The sequence below is a fragment of the Aeromonas sp. Prich7-2 genome (assembly GCF_017939255.1).
In the GTDB taxonomy this organism is placed as follows: Bacteria; Pseudomonadota; Gammaproteobacteria; order Enterobacterales; family Aeromonadaceae; genus Aeromonas; species Aeromonas caviae.
This window is the reverse complement of sequence record NZ_JAGKRI010000046.1, coordinates 16829-37935: the sequence shown is the minus strand read 5'-3', so window position 1 is coordinate 37935 and position 21107 is coordinate 16829. Positions and strand designations below refer to the sequence as shown.

Genomic DNA, 21107 nt, shown 5'->3' with positions numbered 1-21107 from the left:
ACCCGATGCACACGAGTGTGCTGGAAGGGGTGAACAACAAGATCAAAGTGATAAAGCGTATGGCATATGGATTTAGGGACTCAGAATACTTTTTTCTGAAAATCAAGGCGGCCTTCCCCGGAAAGCCGCGATGAACCAAAAAAAAGCGCCTCTGGGGAGGCGCGGGGAAAAGACAGATTGGAAGCGTCACATGGGTGCCACCTGAATGAGGGATGAGCCGTCCCATCCAAGTGTGAAGCCATGATGCCTGATGCTCTCTGAAGCGCTTCTGAGGCGATTCTTCATACTGTGTTCATTTTCAAAATGCTGCCGTAATGTGGTTTTTAAATAATTGATGCTGAAATAAAATAAATAATCAGTGATTTATTTTGTTATGCGGCTCAAAGGAAAGGTGAATCGGGGCGGTGGGCATGCTCCTGCCATGGGGCGGATCCGTCGGAATATTATCCCGATGTCTGCTCAACGAATCACGCAACCATGCTGCCAGATGGCAAGCAACCAGCATGTGATGGGGGGGTTGCCCGTCATGGGCAGTGCAACGCCGCCTGCGGTCTGCTGTTGGGACCAGCAACTCGTATGTGATGAAGATGCCGCTCGTCAGAGGATCCGCGCGAGTGGCCTGCGGTCTGTGGTGCCTGCACCCGCAACCCGCATTTGACAGGAGGCGCACCCTTTCATGGGGTCAGCGCGAAGTGGTCTGCGGTCTCCTGCTCCAGTGCCAGCAACCAGCGCTTGATGGGGATGCCTCCCCCGTAGCCGGTCAGTTCACCGCTGCGCCCTATGACCCTGTGGCAGGGCACTATGATGCTGAGGGGATTGCGGCCGTTGGCGGCGCCCACCGCCCGCACGGCCCTGGGGTTGCCGATGGCCTCTGCAATCTGGAGGTAGCTGACGGTCTCGCCGTAGGGGATGTCGCACAACGCCTGCCACACGGCCTGCTGGAATGGTGTGCCCGTGGCGGCCAGGGGGAGATCGAAGCGCCGCAGGCGGCCGGCAAAGTAGGCGGAAAACTGCTCGACGAAGGGGGCCAGGGCGGCATCATCCCGCTGCCACTCCGGTTGCGGCAGGACGGGGCGCTCCCCTTGCATGAATTCCACGTGGCGCAGCCCGGCCCCATCGATGGCGATGAGCAGGGGCCCCTTGGCGCATTCACAAAAGCTGTACTGCATTCTCTTGTCCTCGGGCATGTGGCAGGTCACTCCAGTACGGGCTTGCCGCGGGTGGATTTGATCTCTCCCTTGCGTTTCTTGGCATCGACCCGCTTGCGTTGGGAGCTGCGGGTCGGCTTGGTGGCGTGGCGGGCCTTGGGGCGCCACGCGGCTTTTTTCAGCAGCTCGGTCAGGCGGCTCATGGCCTCCTTGCGATTCATGTCCTGGCTGCGATGGGTCTCGACCCTGATCTGGATGAAGCCGTCGTGAACCCGGCTGTCGCTGAGCCGCTCCAGTCCCTCCTTGTAGAGCGGCGGCAGGCTGGGGGAGTCGCGATAATCGAAGCGCAGCCAGACGGCGGAGTCGGTCTTGTTGACGTGCTGGCCGCCATTGCCCTGGGCCCGCATGGTCTGGAATTGCAGTTCATGCCAGGGGATGATCACGCTGTTGGAGATGACTAACATGGGGTGATGCTCTCATTTGGTGCATCAAGGGAGTCTGGTGCAGCTTGGTGCCTCATTATGGGGCGAGATGCGCTTCCTTGGTGATCCTGAGCCTTTCTGGCTCAGAGTGTCATATCTATCTATATGAAAATAAACGATAAAAATACTTGGCACAAGAATTGATGACCCATTCGTGACATACCATGGATTGGGAGCAACCAGATGAAGCTGATTACTGCGATTATCAAACCTTTCAAGTTGGACGACGTGCGCGAGGCCATCGCCAACCTGGGGGTGGAAGGCCTGACCGTCTCCGAAGTGAAGGGTTTTGGTCGCCAGAAGGGGCACACCGAATTATACCGGGGGGCCGAGTACCAGGTCGACTTTCTGCCGAAGGTAAAGCTGGAGATCGCCACCGCAGACGAGAACGTCGAAGGGGTGATCGAGGCCATCTGCAAGGCTGCCTATACCGGCAAAATCGGTGACGGCAAGATTTTCGTCTATGACCTGCTGCAAGCGGTGCGTATTCGTACTGGTGAGAGCGACGACGAGGCGCTCTGAGTACGCTCCTTTGCCCGGCCGGGTCGGGCAAAGGTCCGGGCAGGTTCTGCCGACAGTGTGAAGGGGTGGTCGTCGAAAGACCGGATGGGATTCCATCCGGTCTTTTTGTTTGGCCGCTGATTAAATAGATCGTTCCAACCCAGCAAACAGCCTTGATCCTCTCCTCCCGATTCATGCAGAATGCAAACGAAAATGGTTATCACTCTTTACGCAGACAAGGAACGGATGATGAAAATGAAGATGTTGGCACTGGCTTTCTCCACGCTTGTCGCCCAGTCGGCGTTCGCCGCCCAGGAGGTAAACGTCTATTCGAACCGTCAGGATGAGCTGATCAAGCCCATCATCCAGCAGTTCGAGAAGGAGACCGGGATCAAGGTCAATGTGGTGTTTGCCAAAGAGGGGCTGAACGAGCGTCTGGAACGGGAAGGCAAGCTCTCTCCGGCCGATCTGATGCTGACCGTGGACATCAGCCGTCTGACCGAGCTGGTGGACAAGGACCTGGTGCAGCCGGTGGACAGCAAGACGCTGCAGGAGAACATCCCCGCCATCTATCGCGATCCGGACAACCGCTGGTTCGCCTTGACCACCCGGGTGCGTGCCATCTACTCCAGCAAGGAGCGTCTTGGCAAGCTCGACACCATCCGCTACGAAGATCTGGTCAAGCCTGAATTCAAAGGAAAAATTTGTACCCGTAGCGGCAAGCACGAGTACAATGTGGCGCTGGTTTCGTCCATGATTGCCCATCACGGCATGGCGGACACCAAGACCTGGCTGGAAGGGGTCAAGGCCAACCTGGCGCGCAAGCCCCAGGGCAACGACCGTGATCAGGTCAAGGCGATCAAGGACGGCATCTGTGATGTCTCCCTGGGCAACAGCTACTACCTGGGTGCCATGTTGAAGGACCCGGCGCAGAAGTCCTGGGCCGACGCGGTGGAAATCAACTTCCCGAACCAGGGTGATCGCGGTGCCCACGTCAACGTGAGCGGCGTGGCCATGACCAAGTATGCCAAGAACAAGGACGCAGCACAGAAGCTGATGGAGTTCCTCTCCGGGGATACCGCCCAGCACATGTATGCTGATGTGAATGCCGAGTACCCGGTCAAGGCGGGGGTCGAGCCTTCTGCCATGGTCAAGTCTTGGGGCACGTTCAAGTCTGACCCCATGCCGGTCAGCGATTATGCCAAGCACCGCAAGGACGCCTTGCAACTGCTGGATGAAGTGAAATTCGACTTGTAATCAGATGGGGCCAACGGCCCCATCAACTTCTGTGGACTCATGAAACATTTTGGATGGATTGCCGGCAGCTGGGCCACCGCCCTGCTGCTGGGTTTGCCGGTACTCGCCCTGGTCTTCTCCGCCTTCTCGGCTGATGGGGAACTGTTTGCCCACCTCGCCGATACCGTACTGCCCGACTATCTGCGAAACACGTCCGGTCTGGTGCTGGGGGTGGTCTGCCTCAGCCTGCTGTTCGGAGTGCCCACCGCCTGGCTGGTGGCCATGTGCGAGGTGCCGGGGCGCCGCGCCCTGCAATGGGCGCTGATGCTGCCCATGGCGATGCCCTCCTATATCGTGGCCTACGTCTATACCGACCTGCTCGACTACTCGGGCCCGCTGCAGGCGGGGCTGCGTGCCCTGTTTGGCTGGCAGGGACCGACCGACTACTGGTTCCCGGCCATTCGCTCCCTCGGGGGCGCGGCCTGGGTGCTGGCGCTGGTGCTTTTTCCCTATGTCTATCTGCTGGCACGGGCCTCCTTCCTGGAGCAGTCGGTCAGCCTCATTCACTCCAGCCGTCTGCTCGGCTGCACCCCCTGGCAGAGCTTTCGCCGCCTGAGCCTCCCCCTGGCCCGCCCGGCCATCATGGTGGGGGCATCTCTGGTCGCGATGGAAACTCTGGCGGACTTTGCCACCGTCCACTTCTTTGCCATCAACACTCTGACCACCGCCATCTACGACACCTGGCTCGGCTACGGCAGCCTGGCGACCGCCGCCAAGCTCTCCTGTCTGATGCTGCTGGCGGTGGTGCTGCTCATCGCGCTGGAGCGCCGCTCCCGCCAGCGCCAGCAGGTGTTCCAGAAGTCCATGGGCTTCGAGCAGCCCCTGCGTTACCCCCTCGTGGGCCTGAGGGGCGTGCTGGCCGGGCTCTGGTGCTGGGGTCTGGTGCTGGCGGGGTTCGCCCTGCCGTTCGTCATCCTGCTCGATTACGGGGTGCGTTACTTCGCGCTGTCGTGGACGCCCGAATTCGTGCGCTTTGCGGGCAACAGCCTTGCCATCTCGGCCCTGACCGCCCTGCTGGCCATGGCCATTGCCCTGCTGCTCGGCTTCTTCCGTCGCCTCGATGGGGGGACTCTCAGCCTGCTGCCCCTGCGCTTCGCCGCCATGGGCTATGCCATGCCGGGGACCGTGCTGGCCATCGGCGTGCTGGTGCCGCTCACGGCCCTGGATTTTGGCATCAACGATCTGGCCGAGTGGCTCGGGATGCCGGGCCCCGGTCTGCTCCTGACCGGCACCCTCACCGCCATCGTGTTCGGCTATCTGGTGCGCTTCGTGGCCATCGCCATCGGGTCGGTGGAGAGCAGCATGAGCAAGATCTCCCCCAGCCTCGACATGGCTGCCCGCTCTCTGGGGCAGGGGGCGGGCGGCATGCTGCGTCGCATTCACCTGCCGCTGGTACGCCGCGGCCTCTTTGCCGGCGCCATGCTGGTGTTCATCGAATCCATGAAGGAGCTGCCCGCCGCCCTGCTGCTGCGGCCGTTCAACTTCGAAACCCTGGCGACCCACGTCTATCAGTTCGTCTCGGACGAGATGCTGGAGCGGGGGGCGCTCGGTGCCATCGTCATCGTGCTGGTGGGGCTGATTCCCCTGCTGTGGATCAACCGTACTCTGGATGGTTCAGGCCATTGAGCGGCCCCGTCCAGCATCACTACGCGAGAGGAAAAGAACCTTGTCCTGCCTGAATATCGAGAAGGTCAGCTGTCACTACAATGGCCGCCCCGTGCTGGAGCAGCTCTCCCTGCAGGTGGCCGACAACGAGATAGTCTGTCTGCTGGGGGCCAGCGGCTGTGGCAAGACCACGCTGCTCAAGGCGGTGGCCGGTCTGCTGCCCCTGGCCCAGGGGGAGATCCGGCTGGGAGAGACCCTGCTCGATGCCCCCGGCGTGAGTGTGCCGCCGGAGGCCCGCCATATCGGCATGATCTTCCAGGATTACGCTCTCTTTCCTCACCTGACGGTGGCCGAGAACGTCGGCTTCGGCCTGACCGGGCAAGATCGCGGCAGCCGCCAGCAGCAGGTGGAAGAGGCGCTGGCGCTGGTCAACCTGCAGGGGTTGGGGGAGCGCTATCCCCACCAGCTCTCCGGCGGCCAGCAGCAGCGGGTGGCCATCGCCCGCGCCCTGGTGTGCAAGCCGCGCCTGATGCTGCTGGACGAGCCCTTCTCCAACATCGACACCCAGGTGCGGATGAAGCTGATCCTCGAGATCCGCGCCCTGCTCAAACAGCAGGGCATTGGTGCCATCTTCGTCAGCCACAGCAAGGAAGAGGCCTTCGCCTTCGCCGACCGGCTGGCCCTGTTTCGTGCCGGTCGCATCGAGCAGGTGGGGGAGCCGGAGCAGCTCTATCGCCGCCCCGGGAACCGCTTCGTGGCGGAGTTTCTCGGCGGGGTCAATTATCTGGCGGCCGAGGTGGTGGACAGTCACTGCGTGCAGACCCTCCTTGGAACCATCTGCGGTCAGGAGCCCCATGGCCGCGCGGTGGGGGAGCGGTTGCAGCTCATGCTCAGACCCCAGCAACTGGCGCTGACGGCGGCGGATGACGGTGAGCTCCGGGTGCGTGAGCAACAGTTCCTGGGCCATCACTGCCGGGTACTGGTGGAGTGTGGCGGCCAGCAACTGGAAGCCAGCATCGGTGAGCCTCTGGAAGGGGATCGCGCGCGGGTGACCGTGGCGCCTCATGCCCTGGTGTTGTTTGACCCCTTGCCCTGAGTGCGTGGTATTGTCGTGAAATCAATGAACTGGAAGCGCGCTGGTTTATAATCGCGCCACGCCCATAGCCAACGCACTTGGAGAGAGACATGAAAGCCCAAGCCGGGATCTGCGCAGAGCCGAATCTGCACGCCCTCTATCTGATGTTCAATCGCACCGGTGACGCCGCTGCCCTGACCTCCCGCCTGGCCAGCCTGCCAGCACTCTGGGAGGCGGTGAGCGCCGACTTCCCCGATGCGGCCTTCAGCGGTCTGGTCGCCGTCGGGGCCGACGCCTGGGATGATCTCTATCCTGTCGCCCGGCCGCCCCAGTTCCGCGGTTTCATGGCGCAATCCGCCAACGGTCAGGAGGCCCCCAATACCCCGTTCGATCTCTTCGTACAATTGCGTGCCGATCGGGTGGACGTGCTGCATCATGCCGGTCATCGCGTCATGGCCCTGCTGGCCGGGCTTGTTGAATTGGCCGAGGAAGTCCGCGGTTTTCGCAACCAGGATTGCCGGGATCTGACCGGTTTCGTCGACGGCACCGAGAACCCGCAGGATGAGCACCGCGCCGAGGTGGCGTTGCTGGACGGCGGCGAGTTCGCCGGTGGCTCCTATATCCACGTGCAGCGCTGGGTCCACGCCATGAGCGACTGGGAGAAGCTGGCCCTGAAGGAGCAGGAAGACATCATAGGTCGCACCAAGGTCGACAACATCGAATACGAGTCCGCCGACAAGCCGCTCACTTCCCACATCAAGCGGGTCAACCTCAAGACCCCGAAGGGGGAGTCCATGGAGATCCTGCGCCAGAGCATGCCCTGGGGCACCATGAGCGAGCAGGGGCTCTACTTCATCTCCTGCTGCCGCACGCCGCTGCACTTCAACGCCATGCTGGCCAGTATGTACAAAGGGGAAGGCAGCCACTTCGACCACCTGCTGCGCTTCACCCGGGCGGTGACCGGCGCGGCCTTCTTCGCCCCTTCCGTCGATTTTCTGGTGGCCGAGGGCAAATAAACCCGGCCTGCCGACCGTTCAAAACAAAAAATCCCGGCCAAGGCCGGGATTTTTGTGCGGATCGCCCAAGGCGACCGGATCAGGGCGTCTGCTCGAACAGCTCGAGGGCGGAGAGGTAGAGCTCCTCGATGTCGGTATCGCTGGTCGGGGTGATGAAGATGGTGTCATCACCGGCGATGGTGCCGAGGATCCCTTCGGCCTTGCCGAGGGAGTCAAGCAGGCGGGCGATCAGCTGGGCTGCGCCGGGGCTGGTGTGGATCACCACCAGAGCGCCGTTGTGGTCGACATCCAGCACCAGGTTCTTGAGGGGGCTGGAGGTGGTGGGCACGCCTAGCTCCACCGGCAGACAGTAGACCATCTCCATCTTGGCATTGCGGGTGCGAACGGCGCCGAAGCGGCTCAGCATGCGCGAGACCTTGGACTGGTTGATGTTCTCGAAGCCCATCTCTTGCAGGGCAGTCACTATCTCTGCCTGGGAGCCGAAACGCTCCTCTTTCAGCAAGGCTTTAAAGGCCTTGGCCAGTTTTTCTTGCTTGTCGTTATGTTTCATCTTGGACTCACGAATGAGGGGAGTGACCGCCTGTCACGCTCAGGCGGCAGATACGAACAGCGCTGCTATTTTGCATTCATATGCCTGTTTTGGCAAGGAAGCGGCGCTTGTTCTGCATATTGATTCAAATATAGCTTGCATCAACTTATGCTGGCGCTAGAATCAGGACGAAATTTTGAAAACTTATTCAATTGGGCTGTATGGGTATCGAATTAATCGGCATCGAAAAATCCTGGCACAAGGTGCCGGTACTGCAGCAGGTGAGCTTTCGGACTGCTCCCGGCGAGACCTTGGTATTGCTGGGCCCGAGCGGGGCAGGCAAGAGCTCTCTGCTGCGCATGATGAACTTGCTGGACACGCCGGATGCCGGTGTGTTGCGCATCGCAGACAGTGAATTTTCTTTCCCGTCCAGCCTCTCTACTGCCGAATTCAACCGTCAGGCACAGGCGCTGCGCCGCAAGGTGGGCATGGTGTTCCAGCAGTACAATCTGTGGCCGCACCTCACCGTGATGGAGAATCTGATTGAAGCGCCCGTCAAGGTGCTCGGCATGAGCCGCGACGCGGCCATCGAGAAAGGGGCCTATCTGCTGGCCCAGCTGCAACTGGCCGACAAACGGGACGCCTGGCCCGCACGGCTTTCCGGTGGCCAGCAGCAGCGGGTCGCCATTGCCCGGACCCTGATGATGGATCCCCAGGTGCTGCTGTTTGACGAACCGACGGCTGCCCTGGATCCCGAAATTACCAAAGAGGTGGCGGAGATCATCCGCACCCTGAGCCAGACCGGCATCACCCAGGTGGTGGTGACCCACGAGGTGGAGTTCGCCCGCAAGGTGGCCAGTCAGGTGATCTATCTGGAGAAGGGGCGGATCATCGAATCCGGCACCGCCGCCATCTTCCAGTCCCCGCAAACCAGCCGGTTTGCCGAATTCTTGATGCATTGATATTGAGTCGATAAGGAAGCTGTCATGAAAAAGAGTCTGTTGCTGATCGCCGCCATGGGTCTGCTGAGCACTTCTGTGCTGGCCAAAGAGATCAAGTTCGCCACCGAGGCAACCTATGCGCCGTTCGAATACCTGGATGACAAGAACGAGTTCCAGGGGTTTGACATCGATCTGGCCCGCGCGGTCTGCGAGCAGGCCAAGCTGGAGTGCAGCTTCCACAACCAGGCCTTCGACAGCCTGATCCCCAGCCTCAAGTTCCGTCGCTATGATGCCGTCATCGCCGCCATGGACGTGACGCCGGAGCGGGCCGCCCAGGTCGACTTCTCCGATATCTATTACGAGAACTCCGCGGTGTTCGTCGCCAAGAAAGAGACCTTCAAGGGGCCGGACGATCTGGTGGACAAGACAGTCGGCGTGCAGAACGGCACCTCCCACCAGTCCTATCTGGTGGACAACTGGGTGAGCAAGGGTCTGCTGACCGTGCCCTACGCCAGCTACCAGAGCGCCTTCCTCGACATGATGAATGGCCGCACTGACGGCGTGTTTGCCGATACGGCGGTGGCCGCCGACTGGCTCAAGCAGCACAAGGAATACGCCGTGGTCGGTACCCCGGTGACCGACGCCAAGTACTTCGGTACCGGTTTTGGCATCGCGGTGGCCAAGGGCAACCAGGAACTGCTGACCCAGCTGAACAAGGGGCTGGCCGAGATCAAGGCCAACGGCACCTATCAGAAGATCTATGACAAGTACTTCGCGCAGTAAGCCATGTTGAGCCTGTTGTTGGATGCAGCCTGGATGACCCTCGGGCTGGCCTTGGCATCCCTGGTCGGTGGCATGGTGCTGGCACTGGCATTCAGTGCGGCTGAGTTGAGCAAGCAGCGTTGGCTGGTGTGGCCCGTGGCCACCCTGACCACCTTGATCCGTGGTCTGCCCGAGTTGCTGGTGGTGCTCTTCATCTACTTCGGCTCGACCCAGGTGCTGTTCCTCATCACCGGGGAGTATGTGGAGTTCAGCCCGTTCGCCTGCGGTGTGCTGGCGCTCTCCCTGCTGTTTGCGAGCTACGCCACCCAGACCCTGCGTGCCGCCCTCAATGCGGTGCCCCCTGGGCAGCGGCTGGCGGCGCAGGCGCTCGGCCTAGGCAAGGGGCACACCTTCTTTCGCATCGTGCTGCCCCAGGCCTGGCGTCACGCCCTGCCCGGGCTCGGCAACCAGTGGCTGGTGCTGCTGAAAGACACCGCTCTGGTCTCCCTCATCGGGGTGAACGAGATGATGCGTCAGGCACAGATGGCTTCGGCCAGCACCTATCAACCCTTCACCTGGTACGCCGCTGCCGCCCTCATCTATCTGGCTATTAGTCTGGTGAGTGAATTCGGTTTGAAGCAGGCGTCCCGCTATACCCGCCGTTACGGAGGCTGACCATGCAGGATTACCTGATGACCCTGCTGGGAGGGCTGGCGATCACCCTGCAGCTCACCGCGTTCAGCTTGTTGCTGGGCGTGCTGATGGCGGCCGGCATGACCTGGGTGCTGGAGCGTCGCATTCCGGTGGCGACCCAGCTGGTGCAGCTCTGGGTACTGGTCTTTACCGGTACGCCGCTGCTCATCCAGATCTTCCTCATCTACTACGGGCCTGGCCAGTTTGAATGGCTCAAGGCGGGGCCGCTCTGGCCGCTGCTCAAGCAACCCTGGTTCTGCGCCGTGCTGGCGCTCGGTTTCAATACCGCAGCCTACTCCACCCGGCTGTTCAAAGGGGCGCTCGACGCCATCCCCGCCGGTGAAGTGGAGGCCTGCCGTGCGCTCGGCTTCTCGGCCGGACAGACCCTGTGGATGAAGACCCGCCATGCCGCCCGTCGGCTGGTCCCCGCCTATTCCAACGAGGTGATCCTGGTGCTCAAGGGGAGTTCGCTCGCCAGTACCATCACCATCATGGACATCATGGGGCTGGCCCAGCGTCTCAACGCCCAGACCTATGACACCCTGGCGGTGTTCACCGTGGCCGGAGCGCTCTATCTGACCATGAATGGATTGTTAACAATTGGTTTCCGCTGGTGTGAGCGTCGGGCACTGGCTTTCCAGTCCTGAAGCAGTCACATTTACCTCTTAATGATGAGGGAAGCACAGGAAATCTGTGTCTTTCCTCCCATTTATCGCATATTCCTCTCCGCTTTCATCGCCGCTTGTTCCCTGGCTCACAGAACCCGTGATTACAACTGTTATCAGATTGTTTTTTAGGAGGGGATCCTTTAAGGTGAGGCGCACAATAAGAATCAGCGTTAACCCAACTAGAAACAACCTTAAACCTACGCTTAGACATGGAGTTGATCATGAAAGTTGCCGTTCTGGGTGCCGCCGGTGGCATCGGCCAAGCCCTCGCTCTGCTGTTGAAAAACCGCCTGCCTGCCGGTTCCGAACTGAGCCTGTATGACATTGCCCCGGTCACTCCGGGCGTGGCGGCGGACCTGAGCCACATCCCGACTGACGTGAAAGTAAAAGGTTTCTGCGGTGAAGATCCGAGCCCGGCTCTGGTCGGCGCCGATGTCGTGCTGATCTCTGCCGGCGTAGCGCGCAAGCCCGGCATGGACCGTTCCGACCTGTTCAACATCAACGCCGGTATCGTCAAGAACCTGGTGGAAAAGTGTGCCGCTTCCTGCCCGAAAGCACTGATCGGCATCATCACCAACCCGGTCAACACCACGGTCGCCATCGCCGCCGAAGTGCTGAAGAAAGCCGGTGTCTATGACAAGCGTCGCCTGTTCGGCGTGACCACCCTGGATGTGATCCGCGGCGAGACCTTCGTGGCCGAAGCCAAGGGCCTGAACGTTGACAAGGTACGTGTCAACGTGATCGGCGGTCACAGTGGCGTGACCATTCTGCCGCTGCTCTCCCAGGTTGAAGGCGCCAGCTTCACCGCTGAGGAAGTGGCTGCCATGACCAAGCGCATTCAGAATGCCGGTACCGAAGTGGTGGAAGCCAAGGCCGGTGGCGGTTCCGCCACTCTCTCCATGGGTCAGGCAGCCTGCCGTTTCGGTCTGTCGCTCATCAAGGGTCTGCAAGGGGAAGCCAACGTCATCGAGTGTGCCTATGTGGAAGGCAACGGAGAGCACGCCACCTTCTTCGCGCAGCCGGTGCTGCTCGGCAAGAACGGTGTCGAAACCGTGCTGGACTACGGCAAGCTGAGCGCCTTCGAGCAGGAAGCGATGGACAGCATGCTGGCCACCCTGAAGGCCGACATCCAGCTGGGCGCCGACTTCGTCAAGTAAGTTGCTACGTCGACCGCAAGGGGAGCCCAGGCTCCCCTTTGTTATTTTCGGTATTGGGTGTGGCGGCTAAGGAGATGGCCCTGGCTGCCGATAACAGAAGGCAGCAGGAGATCCCTATGATAAAACCAAGAACCCTCATCGCCATTATCGGTGTATGCAGCTTCCCCTTGCAGGGGGCGGAGCCCACCTTGGCCGCCGCGCCCACCCAGGCGGTGGCGGTTGCTGCCGCGCCGCCATCCGCGGCGTTTGCACCCTTGTCACCGGCCTCGTCATCGGCCCAGCCAGCCCTGACGCCAGCCTCTTCTGTCGCCACGTCATCCCTCCCTGTGTCAGCTGCGCCAGCCCAGGCGCCATCCGCATCCGCACCTGTACCGTCCGCACCGGCAGCTGCGCCGCTGCCCAGGGCGACGACACAGGCATCCGCTGCTGCGGGAGAGTTGCAGGCCGTGCCGCTCTATCGCCAGGACGAACTGCTCAACTGGATAGAGCAGGGGCGCCATCTGGCCCGGGTGAAGCAGGACAGGTGCCAGCTCACCCAGGATATCGAGGCGCGGGCCTCGGTGATGAAGATCCCTGCCTATCAGTTCCTCTGGGGAGACATGCTGGCCTGGGGGGTTTGCACCAAGCCGGACGCCCAGATCGGAGTGCAGTACATGTGGGAGGCCGCCAACCAGGGGCTGGCGCCGGCGCTGGAACAGCTTGGCCGCTATTACTGGAAGGGGATCCTGGTTCAGAAGGATCTGGTGAGGGCCGAGACCCTGATGCGGGAAGCCGCGAGCCTGGGCTTCTTGCGGGCACAGATGGAGTGGGTGGAGATGTTGCTGCAGGGCATGGGGAGTCCCCTGGATTACGAGGAGGCGTATCACTGGCTGCACGGCGCCGTCATCGGCGACAAGGCCATGCACCAGAAGGCGGCGAGCCTGCTCAGCCGGCTCGGCAACCGGATGCCCGCCAATGCCATCGCCCGTGCCAAGGCGATGCACTGAGTTCTGGTAGCCCGCTTTGATATTACAAGGCCCACGAAGCTGTGCTTGTGGGCCTTGTGCATTTTCCCGGTCAGGGGAGGGATCAGAGAGCCTGATGGGGGCCGAAGACCTCGTAGTGCATCCGCCCGGCAGGCACGCCCACATGCTCCAGCTGAGCTTTGACTGCCTTCATGAACGGGACAGGGCCGCAGAAATAGTAGTGGGCGTCGGCCGGAATGAGGTCGGTGACCTGCTCCAGTGCCAGAGTGCCGCTGAAGTCGTAATCCTCTCCTTTGACATCCTGCTCCCCCGGCTCCCGATACCAGATCCGGCTCTCCAGTTTCCCGTATTGCCTGCTCTTTGCCCGGATCTCGTCCCTGAACGCGTGGTGGGCGCCATGTTCGCAGGCGTGAAGCCAGCGAATATCCACATCCGGGCCATCGGCCAGCAAGTGGTTGAGCATGCTCAGCATGGGGGTGAGGCCGACCCCGGCGGAGATCAGCACCACAGGCGTGTCTGTCTCCTCTTGCAGGAAGAAGTCGCCGGCCGGCGGCATGATGTCGACCGTGTCACCGATGTGAAGATGATCATGCAACAGGTTGGAGGCCTGACCCCTGGGTTCGCGCTTGACGCTGATGCGGTAGTCGCGGCCATTGGGGGTGTCCGAGAGGGAGTACTGGCGGATCTCCTGATGCTCGAGGGCGGGATGAACCAGCTTGATACTGAGATATTGCCCCGGTTTGAAACGCAACACGGGGTTGCCATCGAGGGGTGCCAGGACGAAAGAGGTGATGAGTTCACTCTCTTGACGCTTCTCCTTGATGATGAAAGGGCGGGTTCCCTGCCAACCACCGTCCTGGCTTGCCTTCTCCCGATAGAGCTCGCTCTCCCGGCCGATAAAGATGTCGGCCAGCACACCGTAAGCCTTGCCCCAGGCGGTAAGGACCTCCTCCGTAACAGCGTTGCCACCCATTTCTTTGAGCGTGGCCAAGAGATGACTACCCACAATGTGATATTGTTCCGGCTGGATCAGGAAACCCGTATGTTTGTGGGCGATGCGTTCAACGGCTCCGGCCAGGGCCCCCAGATTGTCGATGTTCCTGGCATAGGCCGCCACCGCACTGAACAGTGCCAAGGGTTGTCCCCCGCTACGCTGGTGAGCCAGGTTGAAGACATCCTTCAACTCGGGATTGTGGCTGAACATGCGCTGATAAAAGTGCCGTGTGAGGTCAGGGCCCGCCGATTCGAGCAAAGGAATGGTGCTCTTGATGACGGCGATGGTGGCTTGGTCTAACATAGGAGGTCCTTTCTAATTGAACATCTGGAATGTCACTTATTAAGTTGCATCCTAAATGTTTAATTGATCTGGATCAATCATCAATTCTTCGCGCTAGGCGCTACAGGCACTATGAGACTAACGAGCTATACCGATTTTGGATTGAGAGCCCTGCTCTATCTGGCCACCCTGCCGGAGGGGGAACTGTCGAGCGTGGCCAAGGTATCCGCCTTGTACGACGTATCCCGCAACCACATGGTGAAGGTGGTGAACCAGTTGGTAAAACTGGGCTATCTGCAGTCACAACGCGGCAAGAATGGTGGTATCCGCATGGCGCGCTCCCCCGACGAGATCAATATCGGGCAAGTGATCCGGGCGTTGGAAGGCAATCTGGACGGGATCGACTGCAGCTCCCCGGTCTGCCATATCGTCTCCGTCTGTCTGCTCAAGAGTGCCTTGAAGGAGGCGATGAACGCCTTCCTCGCGGTGATGGATGGCTATACGCTGCAGGATTTGCTGGCAAACCGTGACGAGTTGCAGCAGGTGTTCGGTGAGCTCATCCCCACTCTGGTGCTGGAGCCGGATGACGAGAGCGAGTGAAACAAAAAGGCTGCCATTGGCAGCCTTTTTTCAATCCTCGTACCCTGAATCGTCCCGGTACAGGTGCGGCATGATCCTCGCCATCTTCACCATGTTGTTCTCCACTTCGAGAATCTCGATAGGGTAGCCCGCCAGCCTGACACTGATGTTGGGTTGGGGGATCTCCTCAAGGTACTCCAGGATGGCGCCATTGAGGGTCCGTGGGCCGTCCATGGGCAGGTGCCAGTCCATCTCCTTGTTCAGCTCGCGGATGCTGGCGGAGCCTTCGACCAGGAAGGAGCCGTCCGGCTGGGGATGGATCTCGTCACTCGGGGTCGGTGTCATGGAGGTGGTGAAGTCACCGACAATCTCTTCCAGGATGTCGTCCAGGGTGATCAGCCCCTGAATATCGCCATATTCGTCGACGATAAGGCCAATTCGCTCCTTGTTGCGCTGGAACTTGGCCAACTGCACGTTGAGGGGGGTCCCCTGGGGGATGAAATAGATGGGGTCGACTTCCCGCAGCAGGCTGGACTTGCTGAACTGATCCCGGGCGACCAGTCTCAGGGCATCCCGTGAGTGCAGGAAGCCGACGACGTCATCGATGTTGTCGCGATAGAGCAGGATCTTGGTGTGGGCGCAGTGGGCCAGCTGGCGCAGTATGATCTTCCAGTCGTCATTGATGTCGATGGCGGAGATCTCGCTGCGCGGGACCATGATGTTCTCCACCGTCATCTTGTCGAGATCCAGGATGCTTATCAGCATCTCCTGGTGGTGCTTGGGAATGAGATTGCCCGCCTCGTTGACGATGGTGCGCAGCTCTTCGGAATTGAGGGAATCATCCTTGTTGTGCTCGAGACGCAAGAGTTTCAGCAGCAGGTTCGTGATGCTGTTGATGAGCCAGACAAGGGGAGCGAACGGCACCATCAACCCCTTGAGGATCCAGGAGGCAGGGTAGGCTATCCGCTCGGGGAACATGGCCGCCAGTGTCTTGGGGGTGACTTCCCCGAATACCAGCACCACCAGGGTCAGCCCGAAGGTGGCAATGGCGACGCCGAGATCCCCGAACAGCCGGATGCAGACGATGGTCGCGATGGCGGAGGCCAGGATGTTGACCAGATTGTTGCCGATGAGAATGAGGCCAAGCAGGCGGTCCGGCCTGGCCAGCAGCTTCTCGACCCGGCGGGCAGCCTTGTGCTTGGTCTGGGCCAGATGCCGCAGCTTGTAGCGGTTGAGCGACATCAGACCTGTTTCGGAACTGGAGAAGAAGGCTGACAAAAGGATCAAGATAACGAGAACAATCAGCAATGTACTCGTTGAGATACTGTCCAAGAAGGGCTCCTGTAAGGATGGTTGGGGAATGTTCGTGTGTCAGCTAAGCAGCACTTCCTTGACGAAACGGCTGCCAAAATAGGCCAGTGTCAGGATGAAGCTGCCGATGAGGCTCAGCATGATGACCTTGCGGCCGCGCCAGCCACGGGTATGGTGACCCCAGAGCAGCAGAGCGTAGACGCACCAGGCCAGGATAGAGAGGATGGCCTTGTGGGACTTGCCCTGGGCAAACATGTCTTCCAGGAAGAACAGGCCGGATGCGATGGAGAGGGTCAGCAGCAGCAGACCTGCGGAAATGAGCTGAAACAGACGCTTCTCCACCGTCATCAGGGGTGGCATGGCTGGCAGGTGGCTGATCTTTCTTGATTTCAGTTGCCTGTCCAGGCAGGCAAGCTGGAGGGCAAACAAGCAGGCGATCATCAGTACCGAATAGGCCATCAGCGCGAGGCCTATGTGCAGCAGTAACTGGGGGTGTGCTTCCAGATGGGTGATGTAGCGCCCGGGAATGAGCGCGCTGGCTGCCAGCAGCAGGGCTGAAAAACTGTAGACGACGGGGAGCAGGATCCAGCCGTTGAAGCGTCGGGTGACGCAGGTCATGAAGCAACTGATGATAAGGCTGACCAGGGACGCCACGTTCAACATGCTGAGATTCTGGCCGGAATGGGTGGCCAGCACTTCGCTGCCCACCGCCATGCCATGGGCGGTCAGGGCCAGGCCGACACAGGCGAACAGCGATACTTGCCCGACGGGCTTGGCGCTGAGCAGCAGGTGCAGTGAGGCGATGATGGCCAGCAGGTAAAACGCCAGGGCCAGAACAGAGATCACGATCATAACCAGGTCGTTGTCAAACAAGCTTTATGGATAAGAGGGGCAGTATACCTTGCACAAGATATGCTCGCCAGTTGTGCCAGAGGCTAACTGCCCACATATAAGTAGGCGTTGATGGTCACCGTGCGGCGAATAATCGTCCTCCGGCGTTGACTGGGGTATACTGCCCTCCATTTGTTGACCTGCCCGTTCGATGGCAGGCCGCCGCGGCAAGCGGCGCGTAATCGTCCCTAGAGTGCTGACCGGGGTATAATGCCCCCATTGTCACGCCAAGAACCGGAAAGCGTCATGTTTGAGAATTTGACTGAACGACTCTCGCGCACCCTGCGCAACGTCAGCGGCCGCGGCCGTCTGACCGAAGAGAATATCAAGGATACCCTGCGCGAAGTCCGCATGGCGTTGCTCGAGGCGGACGTCGCCCTGCCGGTGGTGCGCGATTTTGTGGCGCGCGTCAAGGAACGAGCCGTGGGCCAGGAAGTGGCCAAATCCCTGAGCCCGGGCCAGGCCTTCATCAAGATCGTCCATGGCGAACTGGTCACCGTGATGGGGGAGGCCAACGAACAGCTCAACCTGGCTGCCCAGCCGCCGGCCATCATCCTGATGGCAGGTCTTCAGGGGGCCGGTAAGACCACTACGGTCGGCAAACTGGCCAAACTGCTCAAGGAGCGCAGCAAGAAGAAGGTGCTGGTGGTCAGTGCGGACGTCTACCGTCCGGCGGCGATCAAGCAGCTTGAGACCCTTGCGGGCGACATCGGTGTCGACTTCTTCCCGAGTGATGCCAGCCAGAAACCGATCGCCATTGCCACTGCCGCCATCGATCAGGCGCGCAAGAAGTTCTATGACGTGGTGATCGTCGATACTGCCGGTCGTCTGCACGTCGATGGCGAAATGATGGCGGAGATCCAGGATCTGCACGCCACCATCAAGCCGGTCGAAACCCTGTTCGTGGTGGATGCCATGACAGGCCAGGATGCCGCCAATACCGCCAAGGCCTTCAACGAGGCGCTGCCGCTCACCGGTGTGATCCTTACCAAGGCAGACGGTGATGCCCGCGGTGGTGCCGCACTGTCGGTGCGTCACATCACCGGCAAACCGGTCAAGTTCATCGGTATGGGCGAGAAGACCGACGCGCTGGAGCCGTTCCACCCGGATCGTCTCGCCTCCCGCATCCTCGGCATGGGGGATGTGCTCTCTCTCATCGAAGAGGTGGAGCGCAACGTCGATAAAGAGAAGGCGGCCAAGCTGGCCAGCAAGGTCAAGAGCGGCAAGGGCTTCGATCTGGAAGACTTCCGTGAGCAGCTGGCCCAGATGCGCAACATGGGTGGCATGATGGGGATGCTCGACAAGCTGCCTGGCATGTCTGGCCTGCCGGACAACATCAAGGATCAGATGGATGACAAGCTCACCGTGCGGATGGAGGCCATCATCAGCTCCATGACGCCGAAAGAGCGTGCCCATCCCGATCTCATCAAGGGCTCCCGCAAGCGTCGCATCGCTGCGGGCTCCGGCATGCAGGTCCAGGATGTGAACAAGCTGCTCAAGCAGTTCACCGAGATGCAGCGCATGATGAAGAAGATGTCCGGCAAGGGCGGCATGCGCAAGATGATGGGCCAGATGAAGAACATGCTGCCCCCCGGATTCGGTGGTGGCGGTCGCGGTCCGTTCTGATTTTCCTGCTGGTCAGGCAGAAAGGCTCACCCTGGTGAGCCTTTTTCATGCCAATCCCTGCGCAAAAAATAGCTGGCTTGGTTGCAATTATTACGAATCCAAGTAGAATTATGCGGCTTATTTTAAGCTAGGGTCTGCGTATTTGCAGGCCTTGTTCATTAGATGTTTATGAGGACGATATGGTAACCATTCGTTTACAACGTGGTGGCGCGAAAAAGCGTCCGTTCTACCAGGTAGTAGTTGCTGACAGCCGTAACGCCCGTGACGGTCGTTTCATCGAGCGCGTCGGTTTCTTCAACCCGGTTGCTGCTGGTAACGCTGAAAAGCTGAACCTGGACCTGGCTCGTATCGAGCATTGGGTTGCTACTGGTGCCGCTGTTTCTGACCGCGTTGCCAAGCTGATCAAAGACGCTGCCAAAGCTGCTTAATCAGCCAAACGGTAGGGAGTTAAGGTGGAAAAACCTGTAGTTCTGGGCACCCTGGGAACCGTTTACGGGATCAAGGGCTGGCTTAAAGTGAACTCCTTCACCGATGTTGCCGAAGCGATTTTCGATTACAACCCCTGGCTGATCAATCAGAACGGGGCGTGGCGTGAAATCCGGGTGTCATCCTGGAAGCGTCACAACAAGGGTCTGATCTGCAAACTCGATGGTATCGATGTGCGTGAGGATGCCCTGGCATTGACCAACGTCGAGATTGGCGTCCCCGCCGATCTGTTGCCTGCGTTGCCCGAAGGGGAGTTCTACTGGCGTGACCTCATTGGTTGCACCGTGGTAACCACCAAGGGATACGACCTGGGCAAGGTGACCGAATTGATGGAAACCGGCTCCAACGATGTGTTGGTGGTTGAGGCCAATGTAAAAGATGCCTTTGGTGCAAAGGAGCGGTTGATACCGTTCCTGGAAGAGCAGGTGATCAAGAATATTGATCTGACTGCTCGAACAATCGAAGTTGATTGGGATCCTGGTTTCTAGTTTCCCGCGCTAACACGGGTGCCGGAGGTTTCTTATGTGGATTGGGGTCATTAGCCTCTTCCCGGAAATGTTCCGAGCCATTACCGAGCACGGGGTAACGGGTCGGGCCGTCAAGAGTGGCCTGCTGCAGATTGAGTGCTGGAACCCTCGGGACTTCACCCACGACAAACACCGTACGGTCGATGATCGTCCTTATGGTGGTGGGCCCGGCATGTTGATGATGGTTCAGCCGCTGCGTGATGCCATTCATGCAGCCAAGCAAGCGGCGGGAGACGGGGCGAAAGTCATCTATCTCTCTCCTCAGGGACGCAAGCTGACTCAAGCGGGCGTGACCGAGTTGGCGACGAATCAGAAACTGATTCTGGTCGCCGGTCGATACGAAGGTATCGATGAGCGCGTGATACAAACCGAAGTCGACGAAGAGTGGTCTATCGGAGATTACGTGTTAAGTGGTGGCGAGTTGCCTGCCATGACCCTGATCGATGCGGTTTCGCGTCTGGTCCCGGGGGTCTTGGGCGATCAGGCCAGTGCCGAGCAGGACTCCTTCACGGATGGGCTGCTGGATCATCCCCACTATACTCGGCCGGAGGTGTTGGATGGGCTGACGGTGCCCGAGGCGCTGACAAGCGGCAATCACGAAGTGATTCGGCGCTGGCGACTCAAGCAATCGCTCGGACGAACCTGGCAGAGAAGGCCGGAACTTATTAACAACCTAGCTCTGACTGACGAGCAAGAATCACTTCTTGCCGAGTATGTCCGCGAAGTGCGTGACAGCGTTAAGTAGAGTTTTCAGTTTATCCTAGGTAAGGAAAGACAATGAGCAAGATTATTCAGCAGCTTGAACAAGAGCAACTGCGTACCGACATCCCGGCTTTTGCCCAGGGCGACACCGTACGTGTTCAAGTTCGTGTTAAAGAAGGTGGTAAAGAGCGTCTGCAGGCTTTCGAAGGCATCGTGATTGCCAAGCGTAACCGCGGTCTGCACTCTGCTTTCACCGTTCGCAAGATCTCCAACGGCGAAGGTGTTGAGCGTGTATTCCAGACTCACTCTCCGCTGATCCACAGTGTAGAACTGAAGCGTCGTGGTGATGTTCGCCGCGCCAAACTGTACTACCTGCGCAACCTGTCCGGCAAAGCTGCTCGTATCAAAGAGAAGCTCAACTAATTCGATTCGAATTGGTGTCGGTATGTCGGCGAAAAGCTCGACAGGTAGTGAAAAGGCTCGCCAATGGCGAGCCTTTTTTGTATCCGCTTTCGGGTGTTCCAGCTCAACCTGGCTGGCTGACCCGCACCACCGAGTTGTCACGCCCGAAGGGGCCAGGCACATAGTCGTCCGCCTCCCAGTCGTTGTCATAAAGGGTTTCACCATCGGGTTGCACTAGCTGATAGCAATACTCGAAATGGCTGGGGCCATCGGTCGGCAGGTTGAGTGTCGCCTTGAACTCCCCGTTTTTCATCCTCTTCAGTTCAATGGGCTGCCACTGGCTGAATTCACCCAGCAGCAAGACCTGCTCGGCATCACCGGCGGCCTCCTTTTCGACGGCAAAGGTCACCTTGACCTCGGGACGCGATTTGAGGAATTGCTTGTTGATCGGCATATGGACTCCTTGTCA

The 21107-nt window shown here is 59.8% G+C and carries 25 protein-coding genes; 18 read left to right on the top strand and 7 right to left on the bottom strand.

The window, feature by feature from the left end; all coding sequences use genetic code 11:
• The coding region (locus J9892_RS09485; protein WP_162231338.1) for a transposase at window positions 1-134 on the top strand (134 nt) is incomplete at its 5' end.
• Window positions 135-674: 540 nt separating this feature from the next.
• Here J9892_RS09485 and J9892_RS09480 read toward each other — a convergent pair.
• Entirely contained in the window at window positions 675-1169 is a 495-nt protein-coding gene (locus J9892_RS09480) for a methylated-DNA--[protein]-cysteine S-methyltransferase (protein WP_103857996.1), read from the bottom strand.
• Window positions 1170-1195: 26 nt separating this feature from the next.
• Complete coding sequence (gene arfB / locus J9892_RS09475; protein ID WP_010673067.1) at window positions 1196-1612, bottom strand: alternative ribosome rescue aminoacyl-tRNA hydrolase ArfB; 417 nt, start codon at window positions 1610-1612, stop codon at window positions 1196-1198.
• A gap of 201 nt (window positions 1613-1813) precedes the next feature.
• Between arfB and glnK the strand changes: the two genes are divergently transcribed.
• The 5 genes from glnK to J9892_RS09450 all read left to right on the top strand — a co-directional run bounded on the left by glnK (window position 1814) and on the right by J9892_RS09450 (window position 7123).
• Window positions 1814-2152: a P-II family nitrogen regulator gene (gene glnK / locus J9892_RS09470; RefSeq protein WP_005332325.1), complete on the top strand. Its 339-nt coding sequence runs from the start codon at window positions 1814-1816 to the stop codon at window positions 2150-2152.
• Between the two features lie 228 nt (window positions 2153-2380).
• Window positions 2381-3388 (top strand): extracellular solute-binding protein, encoded by a 1008-nt coding sequence (locus J9892_RS09465; RefSeq protein WP_010673068.1) that lies wholly within the window; start codon window positions 2381-2383, stop codon window positions 3386-3388.
• A gap of 39 nt (window positions 3389-3427) precedes the next feature.
• Window positions 3428-5053 carry an iron ABC transporter permease gene (locus J9892_RS09460; protein WP_210538228.1) on the top strand — a complete coding sequence of 542 codons (1626 nt, stop codon included), beginning with the start codon at window positions 3428-3430 and terminating at the stop codon, window positions 5051-5053.
• Between the two features lie 40 nt (window positions 5054-5093).
• On the top strand, window positions 5094-6128 hold the full coding sequence (locus tag J9892_RS09455) for an ABC transporter ATP-binding protein (RefSeq protein WP_210538227.1): 1035 nt from the start codon (window positions 5094-5096) through the stop codon (window positions 6126-6128).
• 89 nt (window positions 6129-6217) lie between these two features.
• Window positions 6218-7123, top strand: coding sequence for a Dyp-type peroxidase (locus tag J9892_RS09450; protein ID WP_049636465.1), 906 nt, complete (start codon window positions 6218-6220; stop codon window positions 7121-7123).
• Between the two features lie 79 nt (window positions 7124-7202).
• Here J9892_RS09450 and argR read toward each other — a convergent pair whose 3' ends face one another.
• Window positions 7203-7673, bottom strand: coding sequence for a transcriptional regulator ArgR (argR, locus tag J9892_RS09445; protein WP_005308670.1), 471 nt, complete (start codon window positions 7671-7673; stop codon window positions 7203-7205).
• 200 nt (window positions 7674-7873) lie between these two features.
• Between argR and J9892_RS09440 the strand changes: the two genes are divergently transcribed.
• The 6 genes from J9892_RS09440 (at window position 7874) to J9892_RS09415 (ending at window position 12859) form a co-directional block, all read left to right on the top strand.
• Window positions 7874-8614: an ATP-binding cassette domain-containing protein gene (locus J9892_RS09440; RefSeq protein ID WP_010673072.1), complete on the top strand. Its 741-nt coding sequence runs from the start codon at window positions 7874-7876 to the stop codon at window positions 8612-8614.
• Between the two features lie 24 nt (window positions 8615-8638).
• Window positions 8639-9376, top strand: coding sequence for an arginine ABC transporter substrate-binding protein (locus J9892_RS09435; protein ID WP_010673073.1), 738 nt, complete (start codon window positions 8639-8641; stop codon window positions 9374-9376).
• 3 nt (window positions 9377-9379) lie between these two features.
• Complete coding sequence (gene artQ / locus J9892_RS09430; RefSeq protein WP_010673074.1) at window positions 9380-10030, top strand: arginine ABC transporter permease ArtQ; 651 nt, start codon at window positions 9380-9382, stop codon at window positions 10028-10030.
• A 2-nt stretch (window positions 10031-10032) separates the two neighbouring features.
• Window positions 10033-10695: an arginine ABC transporter permease ArtM gene (gene artM, locus J9892_RS09425; protein WP_010673075.1), complete on the top strand. Its 663-nt coding sequence runs from the start codon at window positions 10033-10035 to the stop codon at window positions 10693-10695.
• Window positions 10696-10937: 242 nt separating this feature from the next.
• Window positions 10938-11873 carry a malate dehydrogenase gene (mdh, locus tag J9892_RS09420; protein ID WP_210538226.1) on the top strand — a complete coding sequence of 312 codons (936 nt, stop codon included), beginning with the start codon at window positions 10938-10940 and terminating at the stop codon, window positions 11871-11873.
• A 395-nt stretch (window positions 11874-12268) separates the two neighbouring features.
• Window positions 12269-12859: a sel1 repeat family protein gene (locus J9892_RS09415; protein WP_029313773.1), complete on the top strand. Its 591-nt coding sequence runs from the start codon at window positions 12269-12271 to the stop codon at window positions 12857-12859.
• Window positions 12860-12941: 82 nt separating this feature from the next.
• Here the strand turns inward: J9892_RS09415 and hmpA are convergent, their stop codons facing one another.
• Window positions 12942-14135 (bottom strand): NO-inducible flavohemoprotein, encoded by a 1194-nt coding sequence (hmpA, locus tag J9892_RS09410; protein ID WP_210538225.1) that lies wholly within the window; start codon window positions 14133-14135, stop codon window positions 12942-12944.
• 111 nt (window positions 14136-14246) lie between these two features.
• On the opposite strand from hmpA, the gene J9892_RS09405 reads away from it, so the two are divergent.
• The gene (locus J9892_RS09405) at window positions 14247-14714 is read left to right on the top strand and encodes an Rrf2 family transcriptional regulator (protein ID WP_039039978.1); all 468 of its coding nucleotides are present in this window, start codon (window positions 14247-14249) and stop codon (window positions 14712-14714) included.
• Window positions 14715-14744: 30 nt separating this feature from the next.
• Here J9892_RS09405 and J9892_RS09400 read toward each other — a convergent pair whose 3' ends face one another.
• Window positions 14745-16025 carry a CNNM domain-containing protein gene (locus tag J9892_RS09400; protein ID WP_010673081.1) on the bottom strand — a complete coding sequence of 427 codons (1281 nt, stop codon included), beginning with the start codon at window positions 16023-16025 and terminating at the stop codon, window positions 14745-14747.
• Between the two features lie 39 nt (window positions 16026-16064).
• Window positions 16065-16856, bottom strand: a complete 792-nt coding sequence (gene ccsA / locus J9892_RS09395; protein WP_039040017.1) for a cytochrome c biogenesis protein CcsA — start codon at window positions 16854-16856, stop codon at window positions 16065-16067.
• A 285-nt stretch (window positions 16857-17141) separates the two neighbouring features.
• On the opposite strand from ccsA, the gene ffh reads away from it, so the two are divergent.
• From ffh to rplS, 5 genes are all read left to right on the top strand, one after another.
• Window positions 17142-18521, top strand: a complete 1380-nt coding sequence (gene ffh / locus J9892_RS09390) for a signal recognition particle protein (RefSeq protein ID WP_010673083.1) — start codon at window positions 17142-17144, stop codon at window positions 18519-18521.
• Window positions 18522-18700: 179 nt separating this feature from the next.
• On the top strand, window positions 18701-18949 hold the full coding sequence (rpsP, locus tag J9892_RS09385; protein WP_010673084.1) for a 30S ribosomal protein S16: 249 nt from the start codon (window positions 18701-18703) through the stop codon (window positions 18947-18949).
• Window positions 18950-18973: 24 nt separating this feature from the next.
• Window positions 18974-19495, top strand: a complete 522-nt coding sequence (gene rimM / locus J9892_RS09380) for a ribosome maturation factor RimM (protein WP_039039979.1) — start codon at window positions 18974-18976, stop codon at window positions 19493-19495.
• Window positions 19496-19529: 34 nt separating this feature from the next.
• Complete coding sequence (trmD, locus tag J9892_RS09375; protein ID WP_010673086.1) at window positions 19530-20279, top strand: tRNA (guanosine(37)-N1)-methyltransferase TrmD; 750 nt, start codon at window positions 19530-19532, stop codon at window positions 20277-20279.
• A gap of 32 nt (window positions 20280-20311) precedes the next feature.
• A complete protein-coding gene (rplS, locus tag J9892_RS09370; RefSeq protein WP_005313505.1) occupies window positions 20312-20659 on the top strand; it encodes a 50S ribosomal protein L19 in 348 nt (115 codons plus the stop codon).
• A 103-nt stretch (window positions 20660-20762) separates the two neighbouring features.
• Here the strand turns inward: rplS and J9892_RS09365 are convergent, their stop codons facing one another.
• Window positions 20763-21092 (bottom strand): isoamylase early set domain-containing protein, encoded by a 330-nt coding sequence (locus J9892_RS09365; RefSeq protein WP_010673087.1) that lies wholly within the window; start codon window positions 21090-21092, stop codon window positions 20763-20765.
• Between the last annotated feature and the right edge of the window lie 15 nt (window positions 21093-21107).